This is a genomic window from Streptomyces phaeolivaceus (genome assembly GCF_009184865.1).
GTDB classification, from domain to species: domain Bacteria; phylum Actinomycetota; class Actinomycetes; order Streptomycetales; family Streptomycetaceae; genus Streptomyces; species Streptomyces phaeolivaceus.
Window position 1 is genome coordinate 3,368,204 of record NZ_CP045096.1, and the last position, 18,707, is coordinate 3,386,910.

Below are 18,707 nucleotides of genomic sequence, written 5' to 3' on the forward strand. Positions count from 1 at the left end.
TGAACGCGCCGAAGGGCCGCCCGACTTGCCCGTCCTGGCGACCCGACGACCGGCGACCCCACACAACAGAGAAAGCAGAGGTCACCGTGACCGCACAGATTACCGAACCGACCGCGCAGCCCGCGGCTTACGGCCCCGAACGGTGGGCGCGTACGACGCTGGCCGATCAGCGGCAGGCGCTGAGCGCGCTGGACCGGATCTTCGGGCTGCACCCGAACCTGCCCGCCATGCACATCGCCCTGCACTACGTCTCGCCGGAGTCGGTGGACGTGCAGGCGCAGTCCTGGCCCGCGCTGGAGGCGTGGCGGGTGGCGTTGAACGTCGCGCCGTCCGAGGTGCTGCCGGGGAACTGCGCCGAGGAGCGGGCGCACTTGCAGTTCACGACCATGGTCGACGGCGTGCCCGTGCGGGTGTGGATGATGGGCGACCTGGCGCAGGACGTCGACGAGATCTCCTCGGCGGTGTCGGCGTGAGCGCCGCGGCGAGGGTCGCGCATGCGGCCGAGACGATCCGGGCCCGCTGGGAGCAGCGGACCGTGGAGAGCCCGCAGGTGGAGGCGGCTCAGGCGCTGGAGGACGCGGGGCTGCTGATGTCGCCGGAGGCTGCTGCTCGCACTGGGCACCTCGCGGCGACGCTCGTGGCGCGGACGCAGGATCTCATGACCGCTGAAGCCCGTATCGGCGAGTTGGAGGCGGAGCGGCACTCGACGAACGAGTCCCTGTCCGAGGCGGCTGAGCAGCTGCGCGTGGACCGGGACCGGATCGCCGAGCTGGAGGCCCAGCGCGCGGCGCTGGCCGAGCGGCTTCGCGCGGGCCAGCAGTGGCAGCGAGGGCGTAACCCGGAGCTGGTCAGCGAGAGCTACGTCTCGCCGTCGGAGCTGCGGAACATCTTCGGCGTCAAGCTGACCGCCCCTTGGGACGAGCCCGACTACGACCCGTGCCACCCGTGCGGCTGCCCGAAGCGGTTCGACCGTCACGCCGACGGCTGCCCGGCCGCCCTCCGCGCCGAGGACGTCGTCGACCTCACCACCCTCGCCCCCGCGCAGGAAGCCAACGCCCGGCACAACCCGACGTTCCAGACGATCGAGCTGGACCTGACGGCCACCAAGGAGCAGTGGGCGGCCTGGCAGAAGGCGCTGGAGGTCGACCTCGCGCGGACGACGAACCGCGGTGGTCTCGTGACCTCGCACGCGAAGTGGCGTGGCGTCCCCGTGGTGGTCCGCTGCTGGTTCGCCGAGGGCGGTGCGGAGTGACCGGCCTCGACTGGGTGTTCTGCGCCCACGTGCTCCTCGCCTTGGCGCTCGCCCTCGGCTGGCTCGACGCACCCACGCTCCTCGCCCGCCGCCTGCGCCGTCCGGCCGCCCCGGTGCGGGGTGCGTCGGAGATCCGGCACCCGGCCATGCAGGCGACCCGCGCCTATCTCACCGCACACCCGCTGCCCCGGCAGCGCACCAGGAAGGACGGCCGCCCGTGAGCGCCGAACTCGTCAAGCACCAGAACACGACCCCCGCCACCCTCGACGGCGCCGTCCGCTTCGCCCAACTCCTCGCCGACGCTGACCTCCTCCCCCGCCAGTTCATCGGCAAGCCCGCCAACGTCCTCTACGCCGTCGAGTACGGCCGGACCCTCGGCATCACCCCCGTGGCCGCCATCACCGGCATCCACGTCATCGAGGGCAAGCCGTCCGCCTCCTCCGGCCTGATCGGCGGCCTCGTCCGCAAGGCCGGCCACAAGCTCCGGGTGAAGAGCGACGGCATGTCCTGGGCCACCGCGCAGATCGTCCGCGCCGACGACCCCGAGTTCACCTACGAGTGCACGTGGAACCTCCAGCGTGCCGAGCAGGCCGGGTTGCTCCAGATCAAGGACGGCAAGCCCTTCGCCCGGGACAGGAACGGGAAGCCCGCGACGTGGGAGAAGTACACGGCCGCGATGCTGAAGGCGCGTGCGATCACCGAGGTGGCTCGGGACGCGTGTGAGGACGTGCTGTTCGGGTTGCACTACACGCCTGAGGAGTTGGGCGCGAACGTCAACGCCGACGGCGAGGTCGTCGAGGCGGACGTGCAGCAGCTGCGCCGTGTGCAGCCGGGCGAGGCCGACCAGTGGACCACGCCGGAGCAGGGCGGGGAGTTCGAGCCGCACGCCGCCGCGCAGGCCCTGGCAGTCCGGGCCTCCGAGGTCAAGACGCGCACCGAGGTCACCGCGATCGTCAACGAGGCCAGGGACTCCGTGCCCTCCGACGCGCGGATCAAGGCCCCCGACACCGGCGAGCAGGACGGTCTGCGCGAGTACCTGACCCGCTGTTGGAAGGCGCTCCCGGCGGAGGACAAGCCGGGCGCGGGCGGGGAGTCCGGCGAGATCGTCGAGACCGGCCCGAGCATCCACGGCAGCCAGGCCGACGCCGACGCGGCCACCGCCGAGAAGCAGCTCCGCGCCGCCGCCCAGGCCGCCGGGCTCACCAACCTCGACGAGGAGTTCGAGAAGAGCTACGGCCTCCCGATCGACATGGCCGGCGCCCAGCAGCTCCGCGAGATGACCGCGATCCTCACCGGCTCCGCCGCCTGATCCCACCACCCGCACCACTGGGGCGCCCCTGCCCAAATCAGGGGCGCCCCGCCCAAGGAGTAGCACATGAGCCTCAAGGACACCGCCCGCAGCGCGGCGATCCTCTCCACCCTCCACACGGCCATCGGCGACCAGCTGAAGGACGCGAAGAAGGAACTGGAGGCCGGGCTGAAGACGGCCAAGGCCGAGACCGGCACCCAGAAGATCAGCCTCACCCTCGACGACGGCGGACCGGACATCGGCAGCGTCAGCCTCGTCCAGCCCAAGGCCGCCGCCGCCGTCACCGACCCCGACAAGTTCACCGAGTGGGTGCGCGAGAACTACAGCGGCGAGATCAAGCGCCAGCTCGTCACCACAGTGCAGCCCGGGTTCCAGAAGAAGATCCTCGACCAGATCACGGCGGCCGGTGTCGCCGAGTGGGCGGACCCGGAGACGGGCGTGATCCACGAGGTGCCGGGTGTCGAGATGCAGGGCCGGGCGGCTCACACGCGGATGACGATCCCGGACGCCGGTAAGACCGCGATCGCCGAGGCCTGGCGGGAGGGGCGTCTCGCTGCGGCGCTGCCGGGCCTGGCCCCTGCCGCGATCGAGGCCGGTGAGGGCGACGCCGCGAAGCTGCGGCAGCGTCTCGCCGAGCTGGAGGAGCGCGACGCGTGGCTGTCCTCGCTGGAGGCCGCCGGCGTCGACAACTGGGAGGGCTACGACAGCGCCCGCGAGATCCACGGCGGTGGCAAGTGAAGTACCTCGACTCCCGCCGCATCGGCTGGGACACGGAGACCACATCCACCAACCCGGTCGAAGCCCGCATCATCACCGCCGCCATCGTCGCCCGTGGGGGCGACCGACCGGAACGCGTGCAGACGTGGCTCATCAACCCCGGAGTGCCGATCCCGCCGGAGACCACGGCCATCCACGGCATCGACGACCAGATCGCCCAGGAGCGCGGCCAGGACCCGAAGACCGAGCTGGACGTGATCGCGTCCACGCTGGTGAACTGCCTGCGGTACGGCATGCCGACCGTCGCGTTCAACACCGCGTACGACTGGTCCGTCCTGCACTACGAGCTGCTGCGGCACGGCCTGCCGACGATGGCGGACCGGCTCGGTGGTCAGACGCCGTACCCGCTGCTGGACGCCCTGGTGCTGGACAAGCAGGCCGACAAGTACCGCAAGGGCTCCCGCAAGTTGCAGGCGGTCGCCGCCCACTACGGCGTCCACCTGGAGAACTGGCACAACGCCGAGGCGGACGCGATCGCCGCGCTCGGTATCGCGGACGCCTTGTACGAGCGGAACCCGCGGCTCGACGGCTACGACCCGCAGCGCCTGTACCTGGCTCAGCAGGCGTGGCGCGAGGAGCAGCAGAAGGGGCTCCAGGCCCACCTCCGGAAGACCTCGCCGTCGGCGTACTGCGCGCCGGAGTGGCCGCTGGTTCTGGCTCAGCAGGACGGGAGCACGTCATGAAGATCGTCAGCGGCGCGAAGCACGCCCGCCTCCAGGACCGTTGCGACCGCCTCGTCCGCGAAGCCGCCGACCAGCAGGCCATCATCAGCCGCCAGGCCACCGAAATCGCCCGGCTCCGCGCCCAGTTCCCCAACGCCTCCGAGGAGGACATCGCCGCGTGGGAGGCCCGCGCCAAGGCCCACGACACCTGGAAGCCCCCGGTCGGCCGGGACGCTTGGGAGGCGCGGCCGGTCGATGGCGCCTCCGGGCGACCGTTGCATCCTGCGGCTGAGCTGCGGCGGGCGCTGGACCGCTGCCGGAAGTTGCAGGCCCTCCTCGACGGCCGGGGCACGGGCGGTGCGTCGTGAGCTTCTGCCTCGCCCTGATCGCCGCGGCTGCCCTCATGGTCGGCGGGTCCGCGATCCTGCTCCGCCCGGAGCCGACGCGCGGCAGGCACTGCCGGCGGCGGGTGCTTCTCGCCCGGCCGGTCGACGCGCTGGAGAAGACGTCGGCTCTGTGCTCGACGGAGGGCCGGGTGACGCCTCACGCGCGGGTGCGGATCACGGGCCAGTTCGTGTGCATGGACTGCCGGAACCCGAGCCGTGACCCGGCCTCGTACGAGGAGGCTCCCCATGCCTGAACTCACCGACGCCCAACTCACCCAGCTCATCAAGGACATCGGCCTCAAGCGGCCCCGCGGCGGCAGCGAACGCAAGCCGATCAACCACGGCACCTTCCGGGGCGCCCGGCAGCACCGATACCGCAAGGAGCCGCTGTGCCAGCCCTGCCAGAACGCCGAGAACGCCTACCAGCGTGAGCGGAACGCCAAGGGGCTGCGGAAGAAGGCCGCCCCGAAGCCGAAGGTGTATCTCACCGAGGAGGAGTGGCAGGCCCGCGTCGCCGCTCGCCAGAGTGGTGGTGCCCAGTGACCGCCCCCACACTGTTCGACTCCGAGGTTCCGGCCGCCACAGGGGCGGCCGGGCCCCGGCCCCTCTACCGCGTCGCCGGACTCGACATCAGCCTCACCGGCACCGGCGTCGCCACCCTCGGCGGCACCACCTGCATCCGCACCAAGGGCCGCCGCGCCGACACCATCCCCGTCCGGCACCAGCGGCAGCAGCACATCGTCACCCGCGTCCTCGAAGAGGTCGGCACCGTCGACCTCGCATGCGTCGAAGGACCCTCGCACGCCTCCATGGGCCAGGCCGGGCACCACGACCTGTCCGGCCTGTGGTGGCGGATCGTCGGCGCCCTGTGCGAGCGGGAGATCCCGGTCGCCGTCGTCCCGCCGATGTCCCGCGCCAAGTACGCGACGGGCAAGGGCAACTCGCGGAAGGCCGCCGTCCTCGATGCCGCGCAGAAGCGGTACGGGGCGATCCTCCCGAACGACAACGAGGCCGACGCGCTGATCCTCCGGGCGATGGGCCTGGAGTGGCTCGGGCAGGCGCTGGCGGAGGTTCCGGACGGGCATCGTGCGGCGCTGGCCGGCGTGCAGTGGCCCGACCGCGAGGCGGTGACCACGCGATGACCCCCGACCAGGCCGCCTGGGTCCGCGAGCACGTGTGGCCCGCTCTGTGGCTGCGGAAGTTCGTCAGCTTCCCCGAGCCGTTCCAGCACTGCGACTGCCAGCGCCCGCCGACGCTGGCCTGCCAGGCCGGCCGACACCGGGCATGCCTCACCGGCGAGTTCCTCGCCCCCGAAACCGTGATCCAGAACAGCCGCCTGATCCCGGCGACGTTTCCCGAGGCGTACTTGCACCGCACGCCGGAGGACCGCAACGGGCGTCGGTTGATGTACGGCAGGAACAAGCTGGCCTGGGTGTGGCTGACCGGGGTGCGGTGCCGCGAGATGTGCGCGTGTTCCTGCCACCTGGCGGCCCCGGTCCCGACCTTGACGACGGTCGCGGAATCCGTGCAGCTCGGGCTGTTCGAGGCGGTGACCCGATGAGCCGCGCCTCCGCCCACGGCCTCAGCAGCCCCCGCGCCGACGACTGGACCGTCCAAGCCCTCTGCGCCGACTCGTCGTACGAAGACATCCGCGACGACCTGTGGTTCGCACCCGCATCCCGGAAAGACGCCGTCGACGAGGCCCGGTTCATCTGCCACCAGTGCCCCGTCCGCGACGCCTGCCTCACCGACGCGCTCACCCTCGAAGGCGCCGCACACCGATCCGAGCGGCACGGAATCCGGGGCGGCCTCACCGGTTCTCAGCGGCGAAGGCGCTACGAGAAGACCCTCCAGGGCCCGAAACGCCCGCCCGCCAAGTGCGGTACCCGTTCCGGCTACCAGAAGCACCGGAAGGACCGCACGGAGCCCTGCGCCGACTGCCGCAACGCCAACACCGCGTATCACCAGCGGCGCGCGGTCGTGCCGCCGAAGACCACCCGGATCGCGGCATGAGCGCCCGCTGGTACGGCGGCCTCCACATCCGCGGCCTCGACCGAGACCAGACCCCCATCACAGACCTCTACTGCACCGCCTGCCACCACCACGAACGCGTCACCGGCCGGGCGAAGGTCACCGACTACCTGCGTGCGAACCCCCTCAGCGAACACCGCGCCAGGTGCACCCCCACGACCACCTGAAACCGGCAGCCGGACCCCCACCGGCCGCCGCCGGGCCCGCCCCACTTCCCCCCGAGGGGCGGGCCCGGACCAACCGACCAGCACCACCAGCAGAAAGGCACACCGTGACCGTCCAGCCCGACACCGGCGAAATCCAGCAAGCACCCGTCGCCGCATTCCTCGCCCGCCACCTCAACGGCCGCACCGACGAGGAACTCTCCACCGAGTTCCACACCCTCCTCGACGCCGTCCGCGCCCACGGCAAGAAGGGCTCCATGACGATCACCATCGTCGTCGACCCCCCGGCCAACGGCGTCGAATCCGCCCCCATGCCCATCGGCATCGAGTCCGCCGTCAAGGCCCCCAAGCCCACCCCGGTCAAGTCCCTCTACTTCCTCGACAACGACGGCATGCCCGTCCGCGAGGACCCCCGGCAGACCCAGCTCGACTTCCGCACCGCCCCCACCACCACCGACTACAAGGACGCCTGACCATGACCACCAGCTACACCAGCGCCCTCGCCAAGGACCTCGACGGCGTTCAGTCCGTCATCGACATCGCCCAGCAGGCTGCCGAGCCGGCCGAGCTGGAGCCCGGCAGCGTCTACGCCTTCGTCACCCCGCGCGGTGTCGAGCAGGTTGACCTGACCGGCGATCGGTACAAGGACCAGCCCAGCCGGAAGCACGGCACCACCGTCGTCCGCGACGCCGTCTCCTTCCTCGCCTACTGGACCAAGCACAGCGACCCCGCCAGCGAGATCTACGCCGACGCCGAGAAACTCACCGTCACCGCCGTCCTCGACGCCCACCTCGCCAGCGCCGCACGCTGGGGCGGCCACCGCCTCCACCTCGCCCTCCGCGAGACCGAAACCTGGAAGCAGTGGATGCGCTGCGACGGACACCTCCTCTCCCAGGACGCGTTCGCCGAGTTCCTCGAAGACCACCTCCCCGAACTCCTGGAGCCCTCGGCCGCCGAGATGCTGGAAATCGCCCAGTCCTTCCAGGCCGCCGTCAAGGTCGACTTCCAGTCCGCGACCCGACTGAGCAACGGCCAGCGGCAGTTCCAGTACGTCGAGACCCAGACCTCGAAGGCCGGCCAGAAGGGACAGCTCGCCGTCCCCGAGGCGTTCACGATCGGCCTGGTGCCGTTCGAGGGCTCGGAGGGCTACAAGCTCACCGCCCGGCTCCGGCACCGGATCACCCCCGACGGCCTGAAGCTCGGCTTCAAGCTGGAGCGCCCCGACGACGTCCGCAAGACCGCGTTCGCCGACGTCGTCAAGGCAATCGGCCAGGAGATCAACACCCCGGTCCTGAACGGGACCCCGGCCTGATGGCCGCCCGGACGCGGGGCGGCGCCGACTCCCGCTGCCCCGCGTGCCGGGCCCCCGTCATCACCCAGCTCGTCGGCCAGCGAGCCGCCCTCAATGTGACCGCCGACCTCACCCCGCTCACACCCGCACAGCAGACGGAACTCCGGGAACCCAACCGGCTCATCTGGTGCCTGCTCACCAACAGCCTCGGCCAACACCGCCTCACCTGGGCCACCGGCCACCCGCCTGACTGCGCCCGCGGTGACCACGTCACCGAACACCGCTGCCCGCCCGCCGAACCCACCACGCTCTTCTGAGGGAGACCGCCCCGTGGACAACGTCCGCCACATGAACCGCGACACGGCGGACCAGGACGGCCCCAAGCGCACCAGCCCCCACGACGCCGAGGCCGAGAACTGGGTCGCCGGCGTCATCATGCACAGCCGCATCGCCTACCTGGAGTGCACCGAGGTCCTCGACCGCGAGGACATCTACCAACCGGCCGTCCGCCTCATCTGGGACGTCGTCGGCCAGATGGTCGCCGAGCAGAAGCAGCTCCACCCCATCACCGTCCGCGCCGAGATCGAGAAGCAGAAGCGACTCCGCGAGGTCGACAACGGGCTCCTCCTCAACCGGCTCGGCGCCCAGACCATCGACCCGCTGATGGCGCAGGCTTTCGCCGAGCGGATCGCCGAGATCGCCAAGGTCCGCCGCCACGACGAGCACGCCAACCGCGTCAAGACCGAGATCGCCCGCGGTGCGACCGCCGAGGAACTCGACAAGCTCGACGAGCAGCACCGCCAGTACGAAGACCGCCGCGCCACCACCGGCCACGGCCCCTCCCATCTCACCGCCGCGTTCCTCGACTGGAACCCCTTCTTCGCCACCAACTTCGGCGCCGTCGAACTCCTCCCCGGCAAGCTCCTCGCCCCCGGCCAGCAGATCACCATCGTCGGCGACGGGAAGGCCGGCAAGAGCCTCCTCGTGCAGGAGTGGCTGTGGCGCATGGCCACCGGACAGTCCTTCCTCGGCGACCGCCCCCAGCCGTCGATCCCGCTGCTGTACGTCGACGCCGAGAACGGCCACCAGGACATTCAGGAACGGTTCCTGTCTTACGGTGCCGGGCCCGGACGTATGGGCCTGATGACGTACGCGTCGTTCCCCCCGCTGCGCCCCTTGGACACTGCGGGCGGCGGCGCCGATCTGATGGCCATGGTCCGCGAGAGCGGCGCCCAGCTCGTCTGCCTCGACACCGTCTCCCGGTTCATCAGCGGGCCCGAGAACGACGCCGACACCTGGCTGTCGCTGTACCGGCACACCCTCCTCCCGCTGAAGCGGGCCGGGATCGCCTCCGTGCGCTTGGACCACCTCGGCAAGGACGGCGAGCGCGGCGCCCGCGGCTCGTCGGCGAAGACTCAGGACGTCGACCACGTGTGGGAGTTGCGCGCCCAGGGCGGCGGCGTCGTGGTCCTGAAGCGGACCCACACCCGTACCGGGATCGGCCCGGACGCGTTCGTGCTCGTGCGGCAGGCGCAGAAGGACGGCGACCGCTACCGGCCCGGCTGCACCCGGCACGTCCTCATGGAGTTCGACCGCATGGAGCCCGTGGCGGAGGGCTCGGTGGAGTGGCTGGTGCAGAAGATCGACGACCTCGGGTTGCCGAACGACGCCGGGAATCCGAGGACGATCGCGGCCCTCGCGCACGCCGGAATCAAGATCGGCAAGGACAAGATCGCGACCGCAGTCCGCAACCGGAAAAACCGGGACAACTTGGGTTCCCCGGAAACCTTCCCCGAGACCTTCCCCGACGGGGTTCCCGGGGAACGTTCCCCGGGAACCTCCCCGGAAATCACAAAACCGCAGGTCAAACATTCCCCGGGAACCTCGCGGGAACCTTCCCCCGGCCCAGGTTCCCCCCCTTCCCCCCCACCGAAGGTGGGGGAAGGGGAGGGAGCACCCGCCGCAGAGGCTCCAGAACAGCCCCTCTGCACCGTCTGCCACACCCCCCTCACCGGCTACCGACTCGACCGCGGCTACACCACACACCTCGCCTGCGACCCCGAAACCGGCAGCCACCCCGACAGGCCCCAACACCCCACCACCGACGACGCCGAGAGGAACAGCGCATGACCATGCCCGCCCGCACCCACACCCCCGACCGAACCAACCCCGACGGCACCACCACCATCAAGATGCAGCGCGCCTGCAACGGCTGCGGCACCCAGCTCGGCGACGTCACCGACCAGGAGATGGCCCGAGGGATCAACGGGCTCCCACTACCCGACGTCCGCAAGGAATGCCCCACCTGCGGACCCACCGCACCCGAACCCCGCTGCCTGCCCATGACCACCGTCAACGGCGACAAGGCGTGCCTGGACGGGCAGTGCGACCACAGCGTCGAGCCAGGCGCCGACTACTGCACGAACACCGACAAGCACACGGCCTGCCTCACCCACTCGACCATCCACAGCAGCGGCGCCATCACCCACGCCGAACCCTGGCCCTGCCAGCACACCACCTGACCCAGGAGCGCCCTCATGCCACGCACCACAGCCGACACCGTCACCCCCGAAACCGCCGAAGAACTCCGCGCCCTCCACGCCATCGCCCGCACCGTCAACGGCAACACCCCCCTCAACCACCCCTCCCGCAAGACCAACATCGAGTTCACCGAAGCCCTCGCCGCCCTCATCGAGCAGGGCGTCACCGTCTACCGGCTCGCGAAAGTCCTCGGCGTCGGCCACCGGAGCGTCTACAACCGCCTCGCACGCCACGGCTACCGCAAGCCCGCCCCCTCGCAGGCCGGGTTCCGCTATCGCGGCGTCACGACGCATCCCAGCCGCAGACAGAGCGAGCCCTGACAGCCGCCGGTCATCCGGTTCCGCCAGCCCACGCGCACAAACAGGACGTGATCATGACCAACCCGCCCGACACCATCCCCGACCAGATCACCATCACCCGGTCCGACCTCGCCGCGATCCTCGCCCACCACGCCGACGTGATCGCCGCCCAGTTTCGGGCCGTCTCGCCCTGGCAGCGGGCCGCCGCGCAGCAGCTCGACGAGCACGCGCACGCGCTGACCGCCGACAAGGAGACGCCAGCCGTCGCCGAACTCCTCGACTCGGCGCTGTCCTGCCCCATCGACCAGCCGCCGGCCGTGTGGGTCGACGGCGACCCGCTCATGTGGGCCATCGCCCAGGCGGTGCACGCCCGGTGTGAGACCGGTGATGGGGGGATCGTGCACGACGACCCCCGCACCATCGCCGCCGCTGCTGTTGCTGGCGCCCGGTCGTTGGTCCTCCGCGAGGGAGCCGACGCGGTGTTCGCGCTGGACTACGACGCGATGGTCGGCGAGGAGGGCGACGAGAACCTCGGCAGCATGCGGGAAGCGTGGGACCTCGGCACGGTCCACGGCTCCGAGTTGCTGCGCCGCATGGCCGACGAGCAGCCGACCGCGACCAAGCCCGAGCCCACCGACCGGGGCGACGTGCTGCGCGAGGCCGAGGCGGAGGCCGAGCGCCAGCTGGCGACGGTGCAGCGCGTCCGCCACGTTCTGGAGTTGGAGCCCGTCCTGAACCGCACCGCCCTGGAGTACCGAGGGCTGATCATTTCCGCGCTCATGGCCGACGAGGCGCAGCAGCCGGAGACCGATCCCGCCGCCGGGGTGCGGCAGGACGGGGCGCAGCCGTGACCTACCTGCTCACCGCGCTCCTGGCGCTCGCCGTCGGCTGGTGCTGGGGCCACCTCACCGCCCGCGTCGTGCACGTGCCGGTCGGCGCCACGGCCGCCCAGGACGAGACCGCGCTCTGTGCCGCCGACGAGCAGCTGCTCGGCGAATGGTCCGCCCACCTCGACCAGCTGACCGCCCCGTTCGACCCCGACACCACGAAGGACGACACCCCATGAGCGACCACGAGCCCGACACCTGCCGCTCCGTTGAGATCGACGGGGAGCTGATCCGCGTGCGCGGCGCAGCTGAGATGAGCGACGAGAGCCGTGCCGCGCTCGCCGAGGTGATCGGCGCGGCCAAGCGGAAGATCGCCGCCGAGCACCCGGGGCGCCTGACCGTCGACACGATCAACAGCGACCAACTCGACGCCCTCCAGCTCAAGGCCGCGCGCATGGAGCACGCGACCAAGCAGGCCGCCGAACTCAGCGTGCGCCTGGAGGACACCGAGCGCGAGCGAGACGGGGCGTACCGCGAACGCGCCCACCTCGTCGCCCTCCTCGCCGCCATGACCGACGGCGCAGTTCTCGCCCCGGCCCTCGACCTCGACGAACCCGGCTGGTGGATCGCCTACCTCAACATCGGCGGCCGACAGGCCTCCTGGCACATCAGCCCCCGGGACGCCACGCTCTTCGGCCACGTAGAGCACGTGACCGTGGACGACGCACGCGCGCAGTGGGACGGCCACACGACCGAGGAGAAGTACGCGGGCATCGCTGCGCACACAGCTGAGCTGGAGAAGACCGTGCGCGTGGTCGCTGCTCTGCACCAGTCCGCCGAGCAGAACGTGAGCCGCGTCATCGACCTGTACGAGCAGTGGGTGAAGGCCGGGCCGCCGCCCCTCGGCACGTCCGTGTCCCGATGGTGGGACGCCCGCCTCGTCGAGCTGCACGCCGCCCTCGACGAGCCCAAGGAGAGCTGACCCATGGCCGACACCCTGCCGCCGTTCTCCGGCGACACCACCACTTGCCCCAAGTGCAGCCACACCCAAGCCGTCACCCGCCACAAGGCAGCAGGCGAGCCAGGCTCACGCGACCCGATCACGTTCGGCCGATCACCCAAGGGGGAGCGCCTGGAACGCGAGTGCTGGCGCTGCGACTTCGTGTGGGACGAAGCGCTGAACCCGCCGGTCGAGGAGGGGGAGCCGGACTCCGCCGAGTCGCCGTACTTCGCGAACCTGCCCGACCAGCCCTGAACACACGGCAGGGGCGCGCCTCACGTCTGGCCAGACCGGCGCGCCCCCTGGTGCTGATCACCGTACCTCGCACCACGGGAGCCACGATGACCACCACCGCCGAACACCTCACCCTCGTCATCCGCCACTGGCCCGACCTCCAAGAGGCCCTCGGCGGCAGGTCCGCACCCACCTGGCCCCCCGCCGGCCGCATGAACGACCACCTCCGCACCCTCGACCAGGCCGACGACGAGCACGACGAGACCCACGCGCAGCAGCTCGCCACCCTCCGCGCCCCCGACGGCCGGACGATCGGCTACCGCTGCACCCACTGCGGCGACGTAGACCCGGGCCACTCCCACCCGGTCGGCGACGAGCGGGACCCGGCCCAGATCGGCGAACGCCCCATCCCCATCCGGCTGCACATCCACGAGACCATGCGCATCGTCCGCACCGCCCTCGCCGACTGCGCAGACCAGACCGCGAGCAGCGTCCAACGCCCGGTCATGGGGCTGCTGCCGGAGGGCTACCCGAAGGCCGACCGCGTGCGGCGCGAACTCCTCGTCATGCAGGAACGCCGCGACCCCCGTCGCTGGTCCTGGGCGAGCGCCCGGCCCGACGCCCCGCTCACCGCCCTCTGGCTCCTCGGCCGCGTCCAAGGCGCGCCTGGTCCGTTCCGCCCGCTCACCGGCCCCCAACTCGACCACATCGGCAGCGTCGCCCGTAGCTGCGCCATGCGTGTCGAGGACGCCCTCGACGTCGGCGAACGCCGCGCCACCCTCGCCCGCCCATGCCCGACCTGCGGCGGCCAGCTGCACCTCCACGGAGGCGCCGGCGCACTGCCCGTCGCCCGCTGCACGGCCTGCGGGCACGTCTGGTCGGGGCAGGCCGCCGTCGCCTGAACACGACGAAGCCCCCGACCACGGTCGGGGGCTCTCGCATGCCCGGCTACTCCTCGGCCTTCGCCTTCCTGCCCCGCTCCCCAGCCTCGATCTGCTGCACCCGCGCCAGCGAGATCCCCAACGTCTTCGCGATCTGCCGGTAACTGACCTTCTGCGCCCGCATCGCGACCACCGCCTCCTGCCGGATCTCCCGCAGCCGCGACCCTTGCACCGGCCACGCGGCCAGCATCTGACCGGCCCTCTTCGCCCGCTCGGCCGGGTCCTCCAACGCTTCCAGCGAGTCGACGACATCTGTCACGAGCCGCACCTCCTCCTCATCGCCCGGCTGATCGGCCACGGCCGCTCCCTTCCCATTCCGGGAGCACGACGCTTGCCACCGTATAGCGCCCGCTGTACGGTGACAATCGTCCGCTGTACGGCGGACTGAGCGCGTGCCCTGCGCTCGCCAACAGAACGGCCCCAGCGGGAGGTGCGAACTCCTGCTGGGGCCAGCCACCACCTGAGTGACCAGGAGTGACCCATGGCCCACCGTACCGATCAGCCCCCGGCGCAGCACAGCCCCGAGCCCCCGCGCGAGAACCCGATCTTCCGGCAGCCCGCCACCGTCGCCACCTGCCGCGCCGACTACGAGGCCGCCGCCGACATCCGCGCCCGCCTCGACCAGCAGATCAAGGCCCGCCGCTGATGGGCCTGTTCAGCCGCGCGCAGAGCAGCCGCGCCTACCCGGCCGCTGGCCTCACCGTCACCGGACGCGCCGACCGCTTCCGCCGAGCCAAGACCAGCGGCGCCCGCGAAGCCGACCGCGCTGGTCAGGCGTGGGAGGACCGCGACCGGCAGCAGGACCGCCGAGGCCGCTGGTACCGCCCCGCCCGCTGAGGAGACCACGTTGAGCATCGGCATGATCCGCTACCGCGTCGAAGACCCCGACGGCCGTTTCCTCGACGAGTTCAGCACCAACGCGCCGGACTTCGCCGAGGAGCGCATCGACCGCATTCGGAAGTACGTCCCTGGCCTCACCGTCACCGAGACCCCGGACGACTGACCCACCAGACCGCCGCGCCCCGAGCGACCATCCCCCCGCTCGGGGCGCGGCCCCGCTCCCGGAGAAGCACCGTGAAGACCCGCAAGATCGAGCGGACCCGCCTCGTCCCCCACACCGTCGACGGTGAGACCGAACTCGTCCTCGACCGCGAGCTCGTCGAGGTCCCCGCACCCCCACGCGACTGGGACCACATGGTGCGCGTCGCCGTCACCGTCGGCGCCTGCATCCTCGTCACCGCGTCCCTCGCCTGGACGACCGCCAGCATCGGCGACCTCCTCGCCGCCGTCACCATCAGCGTCGTCGCCTACGCCGCAGCCGTCGCATTCGACGCCTCATGGATCATGTGCATGGGCGTCGAGTGGCTGCTCCGCTACGACCCCGAACGCGCCAAGGCTGCGAAGAAGGCCGGCCGGTGGGCGCTCGCCGTGTCCATGGGCGCCGTCTTCGCCCACGGCTACGTCAGCGGCGACTGGATCACCGGCATCGTCGGCGCCGTCGTCTCCGCGCTCGCCAAGGGCGGCTGGTCCATGGCCATGCGCGTGCACGCCCGCCCCCTCGACGACCGCACCCAGCAGTGGGTTGCGAAGCGGCGCGCGGCCGTCGACGGACAGCTCGCGATGATCCCGATCCGCCGCGAACTCCAGCGCGGGCAGGCCGTCGTCGACGCCGAGCAGCGCAGCCTCACCACGGATTCCGGATCCGCCGGATCCACGGATCCGGACCAGTCCGGATCCGGGAATCCGCCCCCGCCGCCCACCGGCCCGATGACCGTGAAGGACGCAGTCCGGACCGCGAAGGACTCCGGGATCACCGATCCGGACGCCGTCCTGCGCTACGTCCACCAGGTCGCCGACGCCAACGCCAAGCCGGAGACCGTCGCCCGCTACCTCCGGCTGGCCGGCTGATGAACGCGCAGCCGTCGCCCGGCGGTGACGAGCTGCGCGCCCGCGCCTACCTCCGCCGCCTCCGCGTACGCCCCCTCGGCCACCAGGAGCACCCCATGCCCGACGAGATCCTCCCCACCCGCATCATCCCCGCCGGCGTCCCCCTGCCCGCCCGGCCGCCCGAGCCCGGCGAGACCCCGCCCTGGCGCCCGCCACCCCCCGGTCCGCCAGCCCCACCGGCCGACCCCTGGCCACCGCCCGCGCCACCGCCCGGCCCTCTCGAGGTCCGCGTCACCGTCGACCTCGCACCCGTCCCCGAGCCCGAGCCGGAGCCCGGCCTCCTCGCCCGCCTGTGGGACTGGCTCGTCACCTGGCGAATGATCTCCGCGATCCTCGCCGCACTTCTGCCCTGGGCCGCCGGACGCAGCCCCGTCGGGATCTGGTCCCACACCGTTCACCAGGCCCGCATCGAGGCCAGCATCGGCGCCGCCTACGTCATCGCCCTCGTCGCGCTCGCCGCAGCGTGGGGCCTCGACCGGCGCACCGGCCGCTGGCTGCCCCGCTTCCTCCTCGTCACCGCCAGCCTCGGCGCCCTCGGCGTCCTGCACTGGTACGACCCGATCACAGCACTTACTGGAGTCCTCCTGTGACCGCCACCACCACACTCACCCTCGGCGGCCTCCTCGCCGCCCTGATCATCCTGATCGCGAACCTCTACCCCTGGTGGACCGGCCCCCGCGAGATGAAGCAACTCGCCTCCTTTGGGAAGGGTTTCGGCGCTGCCGCGTGCGCCGCCGCCTGCCCCGGCGGCATCCTCGGATGGGCCCACGCCCGCTCCGGCGCCCTCGGCAACGGCGCCGGCGAGCGCGCAGGGCAGGCCCTCACTGGCGCGGACGCCTCCTCCGGCCTCACCTCCGGCCAGCTCGTCGGCCTCGGCGCCACGGGCGCGGTCGTCGTCGTCATCGCTGTCACCCTCGTCGTCCTCTCGTACAAGGCCGCAGGCAAGAAGGACAAGAAGCGCATCCTCGGAGGCGCCTACGTCGGCTCCACCCTCTGCCTCACCGCGGGGATGGCCGGCGCGCTCGCCTGGCTGCCCAGCGCCCTCAACGCCACCGGCGACGGGGTCCGCGCGCTGTTCGAGGGCACGGGCATCCTGTGACCCGCCTCGCCCGCGCTGCCGGGCGCCTCTCCGTCGGCTCCCGCGCGTACGGCCGCCGCCTCGCCTCCCGCGCGGCCGCCTGGTGCGCGCGCGGCCGCCGCGACGACCTGACCGGCTGGCGCGCAGCCCTCGGCATCGTCGTACGGGTCGCGCTGCTCATGCTCGGCGCGTACGTCCTCGCCCGGATGGTGCGCGCCCTGCCCGCCCTGATGTGGCTCCTCACCGGCTGGTGGACCATCGCCTCCTGGCGCGCGGGCAAGCCCCCCGCCGAGCCCGCCGAGGAGACCCCGCAGTCGGCCCCGGCAGAGGCTGGCGTGGAGGCCGTCCGCACCCTCCTCCTCACCGTCATGGGGGAGGCAGACCGGGTGCACCTGCGGACCGTCCTCGCCCACCTCCATGACCACGGGCAGTGGGAGGGCCGTACGGTGTCCGATCTGCGCGCGCATCTGGAGCTGCTGGGCATTCCCCACGACCGCGGCGTGAAGGTGGGCCGCACCCCGACCTGGGGGGTGCGCCGGAGGGATCTCGAAGCCCCTTCCCCGGTCGAGGCGCAGGAGACGTCTCCCGCCCCGTCTACCGCCGCTTGACCTGCACGTCTACCGCCCCATCTACCGCCATCTCCCGGCCGTCTACCGGCTCATCTACCCCCGAATGTCAGACCCAGAGAGGACACTTCACCCATGGCCACCCGCACCTTCACCCCCGAGCAACTCGAAGAGTTCGACGTCCCGTACACCAACCTCCACGACGAGCAGGTCGACTCCCGCCGCTGGGCCGACACCCGACGCTGCGTCTTCCGTGCGCCCGACGACGGCAAGACCTACGAGGTCACCTACCAGGTCCCCGCGACGGAGCACCAGGAGTGCGACACCTGGTTCGACCAGGACCAGATCACGGCGGCCGAGGTCGAGCAGGTACCGGTGACCGTCATGCAGTGGAAGCCCTGCACCTAGTTGCAAAAACGGCCCTGATCCCTGACCATGGGCCTCACGTCCGGCGTGCCCGGACCCTCTTGCTACCGGTTGAGGATTGCCGGCGCCGTACCCGGGAGTCGCGCCCCGGATAGGAAGCCCCGGACCGCCCAGGCCCGGGGCTTCCGCCTTTCCCCAGGCACAGGAGAGCTCCGTGAAGCCCTGACCATCTGTCACAGATCAGTCCCAGCGTCTTCACACGCCCCATACATCCACTAGATTCACCCCTCACGCACAAAGCACGCCGTGGGGGGCGCAATGAACCAGCAGTACCCGCAACAACCGCAACAGCCCGGGTGGGGACAGCAGCCGCAACAGCACCCGCACCAGCCCGGATGGGGCGCACCGCCCCCGCCGCCGAAGAAGACCCCCGTCGGCATGATCGTCGGCCTCGGATGCCTCGGCGTCGTCGTCCTCCTCGTCATCATCGGCGCCCTCGGAGCCGTCGTCGGCAACGACAACACGGCCAGCAGCAAGGGCACCTCAGTCAGCACCGACGACAAGAACGTCGAGGCCGAGAAGAAGGACGACACCCCCGCCGCCGAGGACAAGCCGGCCGAGGAGCCCGCCAAGGAGGAAGCGGCCCCTGAGCCGGACGTGAAGATCGTCGCGAAGAAGACCGCCTTCACTCCGACCATCCTCGCCACCGGCAGCAACTACACCAGCGTCAAGGTGACCGTCACGAACAACAGCGACGACACGATCAGCGTCAACGTCCTGTACTTCGAGATCACCGACAGCAAGGGCACCAAGCACTCTGCTGAACTCGGCGTCGACGAGAACCAGATCGACACCGTGGACCTGGCCCCCGGTGAGAACGTGTCCGGCGCGATCACGAGCAAGGGCAAGTTCACCGCCAAGCACGTGACGTACACGCAGTTCCTCGAAGACCCTGTGCGGGTTGCCGTGTCCTGACCGGCACCGCACCACCTGACTGGCCCGGCCGCCCACCCCGTGCGGTCGGGCCTTCCGTTTG

General features: G+C 71.4%; 34 protein-coding genes. 33 read left to right on the forward strand and 1 reads right to left on the reverse strand.

What is annotated here, in order from left to right; translation table 11 throughout:
- The first annotated feature begins 86 nt into the window (after nucleotides 1-86).
- The 24 genes from F9278_RS15730 (at nucleotide 87) to F9278_RS15835 (ending at nucleotide 13,675) form a co-directional block, all read left to right on the forward strand.
- On the forward strand, nucleotides 87-473 hold the full coding sequence (locus F9278_RS15730; RefSeq protein ID WP_152168896.1) for a hypothetical protein: 387 nt from the start codon (nucleotides 87-89) through the stop codon (nucleotides 471-473).
- Entirely contained in the window at nucleotides 470-1,252 is a 783-nt protein-coding gene (locus tag F9278_RS15735; protein WP_152168897.1) for a hypothetical protein, read from the forward strand. The genes F9278_RS15730 and F9278_RS15735 overlap by 4 nt, the downstream gene beginning before the upstream one ends.
- Nucleotides 1,249-1,473, forward strand: a complete 225-nt coding sequence (locus F9278_RS15740) for a hypothetical protein (RefSeq protein WP_152168898.1) — start codon at nucleotides 1,249-1,251, stop codon at nucleotides 1,471-1,473. The genes F9278_RS15735 and F9278_RS15740 overlap by 4 nt, the downstream gene beginning before the upstream one ends.
- Nucleotides 1,470-2,561 carry a hypothetical protein gene (locus F9278_RS15745; protein ID WP_152168899.1) on the forward strand — a complete coding sequence of 364 codons (1,092 nt, stop codon included), beginning with the start codon at nucleotides 1,470-1,472 and terminating at the stop codon, nucleotides 2,559-2,561. Before F9278_RS15740 ends, F9278_RS15745 begins: the two co-directional genes overlap by 4 nt.
- A gap of 66 nt (nucleotides 2,562-2,627) precedes the next feature.
- Nucleotides 2,628-3,299: a hypothetical protein gene (locus F9278_RS15750; RefSeq protein ID WP_152168900.1), complete on the forward strand. Its 672-nt coding sequence runs from the start codon at nucleotides 2,628-2,630 to the stop codon at nucleotides 3,297-3,299.
- Nucleotides 3,296-4,021 (forward strand): exonuclease domain-containing protein, encoded by a 726-nt coding sequence (locus F9278_RS15755; protein WP_152168901.1) that lies wholly within the window; start codon nucleotides 3,296-3,298, stop codon nucleotides 4,019-4,021. Before F9278_RS15750 ends, F9278_RS15755 begins: the two co-directional genes overlap by 4 nt.
- Complete coding sequence (locus F9278_RS15760; RefSeq protein ID WP_152168902.1) at nucleotides 4,018-4,368, forward strand: hypothetical protein; 351 nt, start codon at nucleotides 4,018-4,020, stop codon at nucleotides 4,366-4,368. The genes F9278_RS15755 and F9278_RS15760 overlap by 4 nt, the downstream gene beginning before the upstream one ends.
- The gene (locus F9278_RS15765) at nucleotides 4,365-4,640 is read left to right on the forward strand and encodes a hypothetical protein (protein WP_152168903.1); all 276 of its coding nucleotides are present in this window, start codon (nucleotides 4,365-4,367) and stop codon (nucleotides 4,638-4,640) included. Before F9278_RS15760 ends, F9278_RS15765 begins: the two co-directional genes overlap by 4 nt.
- Entirely contained in the window at nucleotides 4,633-4,929 is a 297-nt protein-coding gene (locus F9278_RS15770) for a hypothetical protein (RefSeq protein ID WP_152168904.1), read from the forward strand. Before F9278_RS15765 ends, F9278_RS15770 begins: the two co-directional genes overlap by 8 nt.
- The gene (locus tag F9278_RS15775) at nucleotides 4,926-5,528 is read left to right on the forward strand and encodes a hypothetical protein (RefSeq protein WP_152168905.1); all 603 of its coding nucleotides are present in this window, start codon (nucleotides 4,926-4,928) and stop codon (nucleotides 5,526-5,528) included. The genes F9278_RS15770 and F9278_RS15775 overlap by 4 nt, the downstream gene beginning before the upstream one ends.
- Nucleotides 5,525-5,947 carry a DUF6248 family natural product biosynthesis protein gene (locus F9278_RS46195; protein WP_193241506.1) on the forward strand — a complete coding sequence of 141 codons (423 nt, stop codon included), beginning with the start codon at nucleotides 5,525-5,527 and terminating at the stop codon, nucleotides 5,945-5,947. Before F9278_RS15775 ends, F9278_RS46195 begins: the two co-directional genes overlap by 4 nt.
- Nucleotides 5,944-6,399 carry a WhiB family transcriptional regulator gene (locus F9278_RS46200; RefSeq protein WP_193241507.1) on the forward strand — a complete coding sequence of 152 codons (456 nt, stop codon included), beginning with the start codon at nucleotides 5,944-5,946 and terminating at the stop codon, nucleotides 6,397-6,399. The genes F9278_RS46195 and F9278_RS46200 overlap by 4 nt, the downstream gene beginning before the upstream one ends.
- Complete coding sequence (locus tag F9278_RS15785) at nucleotides 6,396-6,584, forward strand: transcription factor WhiB (RefSeq protein WP_152168907.1); 189 nt, start codon at nucleotides 6,396-6,398, stop codon at nucleotides 6,582-6,584. Before F9278_RS46200 ends, F9278_RS15785 begins: the two co-directional genes overlap by 4 nt.
- A 104-nt stretch (nucleotides 6,585-6,688) precedes the next feature.
- On the forward strand, nucleotides 6,689-7,054 hold the full coding sequence (locus F9278_RS15790; protein WP_152168908.1) for a hypothetical protein: 366 nt from the start codon (nucleotides 6,689-6,691) through the stop codon (nucleotides 7,052-7,054).
- 2 nt (nucleotides 7,055-7,056) lie between these two features.
- The gene (locus F9278_RS15795) at nucleotides 7,057-7,893 is read left to right on the forward strand and encodes a DUF2303 family protein (protein WP_152168909.1); all 837 of its coding nucleotides are present in this window, start codon (nucleotides 7,057-7,059) and stop codon (nucleotides 7,891-7,893) included.
- Complete coding sequence (locus F9278_RS15800) at nucleotides 7,893-8,189, forward strand: hypothetical protein (protein ID WP_152168910.1); 297 nt, start codon at nucleotides 7,893-7,895, stop codon at nucleotides 8,187-8,189. The genes F9278_RS15795 and F9278_RS15800 overlap by 1 nt, the downstream gene beginning before the upstream one ends.
- Nucleotides 8,190-8,202: 13 nt before the next feature.
- Complete coding sequence (locus F9278_RS15805) at nucleotides 8,203-10,002, forward strand: AAA family ATPase (RefSeq protein ID WP_152168911.1); 1,800 nt, start codon at nucleotides 8,203-8,205, stop codon at nucleotides 10,000-10,002.
- A complete protein-coding gene (locus tag F9278_RS15810; protein ID WP_152168912.1) occupies nucleotides 9,999-10,394 on the forward strand; it encodes a hypothetical protein in 396 nt (131 codons plus the stop codon). The genes F9278_RS15805 and F9278_RS15810 overlap by 4 nt, the downstream gene beginning before the upstream one ends.
- Nucleotides 10,395-10,409: 15 nt before the next feature.
- On the forward strand, nucleotides 10,410-10,733 hold the full coding sequence (locus F9278_RS15815) for a hypothetical protein (RefSeq protein ID WP_152168913.1): 324 nt from the start codon (nucleotides 10,410-10,412) through the stop codon (nucleotides 10,731-10,733).
- 53 nt (nucleotides 10,734-10,786) lie between these two features.
- Nucleotides 10,787-11,563 (forward strand): hypothetical protein, encoded by a 777-nt coding sequence (locus F9278_RS15820; protein ID WP_152168914.1) that lies wholly within the window; start codon nucleotides 10,787-10,789, stop codon nucleotides 11,561-11,563.
- On the forward strand, nucleotides 11,560-11,778 hold the full coding sequence (locus F9278_RS46205) for a hypothetical protein (RefSeq protein ID WP_193241508.1): 219 nt from the start codon (nucleotides 11,560-11,562) through the stop codon (nucleotides 11,776-11,778). The genes F9278_RS15820 and F9278_RS46205 overlap by 4 nt, the downstream gene beginning before the upstream one ends.
- Complete coding sequence (locus F9278_RS47090; RefSeq protein ID WP_226966762.1) at nucleotides 11,775-12,521, forward strand: hypothetical protein; 747 nt, start codon at nucleotides 11,775-11,777, stop codon at nucleotides 12,519-12,521. Before F9278_RS46205 ends, F9278_RS47090 begins: the two co-directional genes overlap by 4 nt.
- 3 nt (nucleotides 12,522-12,524) lie before the next feature.
- Complete coding sequence (locus F9278_RS15830) at nucleotides 12,525-12,794, forward strand: hypothetical protein (RefSeq protein ID WP_152168915.1); 270 nt, start codon at nucleotides 12,525-12,527, stop codon at nucleotides 12,792-12,794.
- Between the two features lie 86 nt (nucleotides 12,795-12,880).
- Nucleotides 12,881-13,675 (forward strand): hypothetical protein, encoded by a 795-nt coding sequence (locus tag F9278_RS15835; RefSeq protein ID WP_152168916.1) that lies wholly within the window; start codon nucleotides 12,881-12,883, stop codon nucleotides 13,673-13,675.
- Nucleotides 13,676-13,721: 46 nt separating this feature from the next.
- Here the strand turns inward: F9278_RS15835 and F9278_RS15840 are convergent, their stop codons facing one another.
- A complete protein-coding gene (locus tag F9278_RS15840) occupies nucleotides 13,722-14,012 on the reverse strand; it encodes a helix-turn-helix domain-containing protein (RefSeq protein ID WP_152168917.1) in 291 nt (96 codons plus the stop codon).
- A 183-nt stretch (nucleotides 14,013-14,195) separates the two neighbouring features.
- On the opposite strand from F9278_RS15840, the gene F9278_RS46210 reads away from it, so the two are divergent.
- The 9 genes from F9278_RS46210 (at nucleotide 14,196) to F9278_RS15875 (ending at nucleotide 18,646) form a co-directional block, all read left to right on the forward strand.
- Nucleotides 14,196-14,360 (forward strand): hypothetical protein, encoded by a 165-nt coding sequence (locus F9278_RS46210; protein WP_193241509.1) that lies wholly within the window; start codon nucleotides 14,196-14,198, stop codon nucleotides 14,358-14,360.
- Complete coding sequence (locus tag F9278_RS15845; protein WP_152168918.1) at nucleotides 14,360-14,551, forward strand: hypothetical protein; 192 nt, start codon at nucleotides 14,360-14,362, stop codon at nucleotides 14,549-14,551. The genes F9278_RS46210 and F9278_RS15845 overlap by 1 nt, the downstream gene beginning before the upstream one ends.
- A gap of 10 nt (nucleotides 14,552-14,561) precedes the next feature.
- The gene (locus tag F9278_RS46215) at nucleotides 14,562-14,717 is read left to right on the forward strand and encodes a hypothetical protein (RefSeq protein WP_193241510.1); all 156 of its coding nucleotides are present in this window, start codon (nucleotides 14,562-14,564) and stop codon (nucleotides 14,715-14,717) included.
- A gap of 71 nt (nucleotides 14,718-14,788) precedes the next feature.
- Nucleotides 14,789-15,622 (forward strand): protein transporter Sec31, encoded by an 834-nt coding sequence (locus tag F9278_RS15850; protein ID WP_152168919.1) that lies wholly within the window; start codon nucleotides 14,789-14,791, stop codon nucleotides 15,620-15,622.
- Entirely contained in the window at nucleotides 15,622-16,251 is a 630-nt protein-coding gene (locus F9278_RS15855) for a hypothetical protein (protein ID WP_226966763.1), read from the forward strand. Before F9278_RS15850 ends, F9278_RS15855 begins: the two co-directional genes overlap by 1 nt.
- Nucleotides 16,248-16,760, forward strand: a complete 513-nt coding sequence (locus tag F9278_RS15860) for a hypothetical protein (protein ID WP_152168920.1) — start codon at nucleotides 16,248-16,250, stop codon at nucleotides 16,758-16,760. Before F9278_RS15855 ends, F9278_RS15860 begins: the two co-directional genes overlap by 4 nt.
- A complete protein-coding gene (locus F9278_RS15865; RefSeq protein ID WP_152168921.1) occupies nucleotides 16,757-17,347 on the forward strand; it encodes a hypothetical protein in 591 nt (196 codons plus the stop codon). Before F9278_RS15860 ends, F9278_RS15865 begins: the two co-directional genes overlap by 4 nt.
- A gap of 93 nt (nucleotides 17,348-17,440) precedes the next feature.
- On the forward strand, nucleotides 17,441-17,713 hold the full coding sequence (locus F9278_RS15870; RefSeq protein ID WP_152168922.1) for a hypothetical protein: 273 nt from the start codon (nucleotides 17,441-17,443) through the stop codon (nucleotides 17,711-17,713).
- Nucleotides 17,714-17,989: 276 nt separating this feature from the next.
- Nucleotides 17,990-18,646: a DUF4352 domain-containing protein gene (locus F9278_RS15875; protein ID WP_152168923.1), complete on the forward strand. Its 657-nt coding sequence runs from the start codon at nucleotides 17,990-17,992 to the stop codon at nucleotides 18,644-18,646.
- Nucleotides 18,647-18,707: the final 61 nt, after the last annotated feature.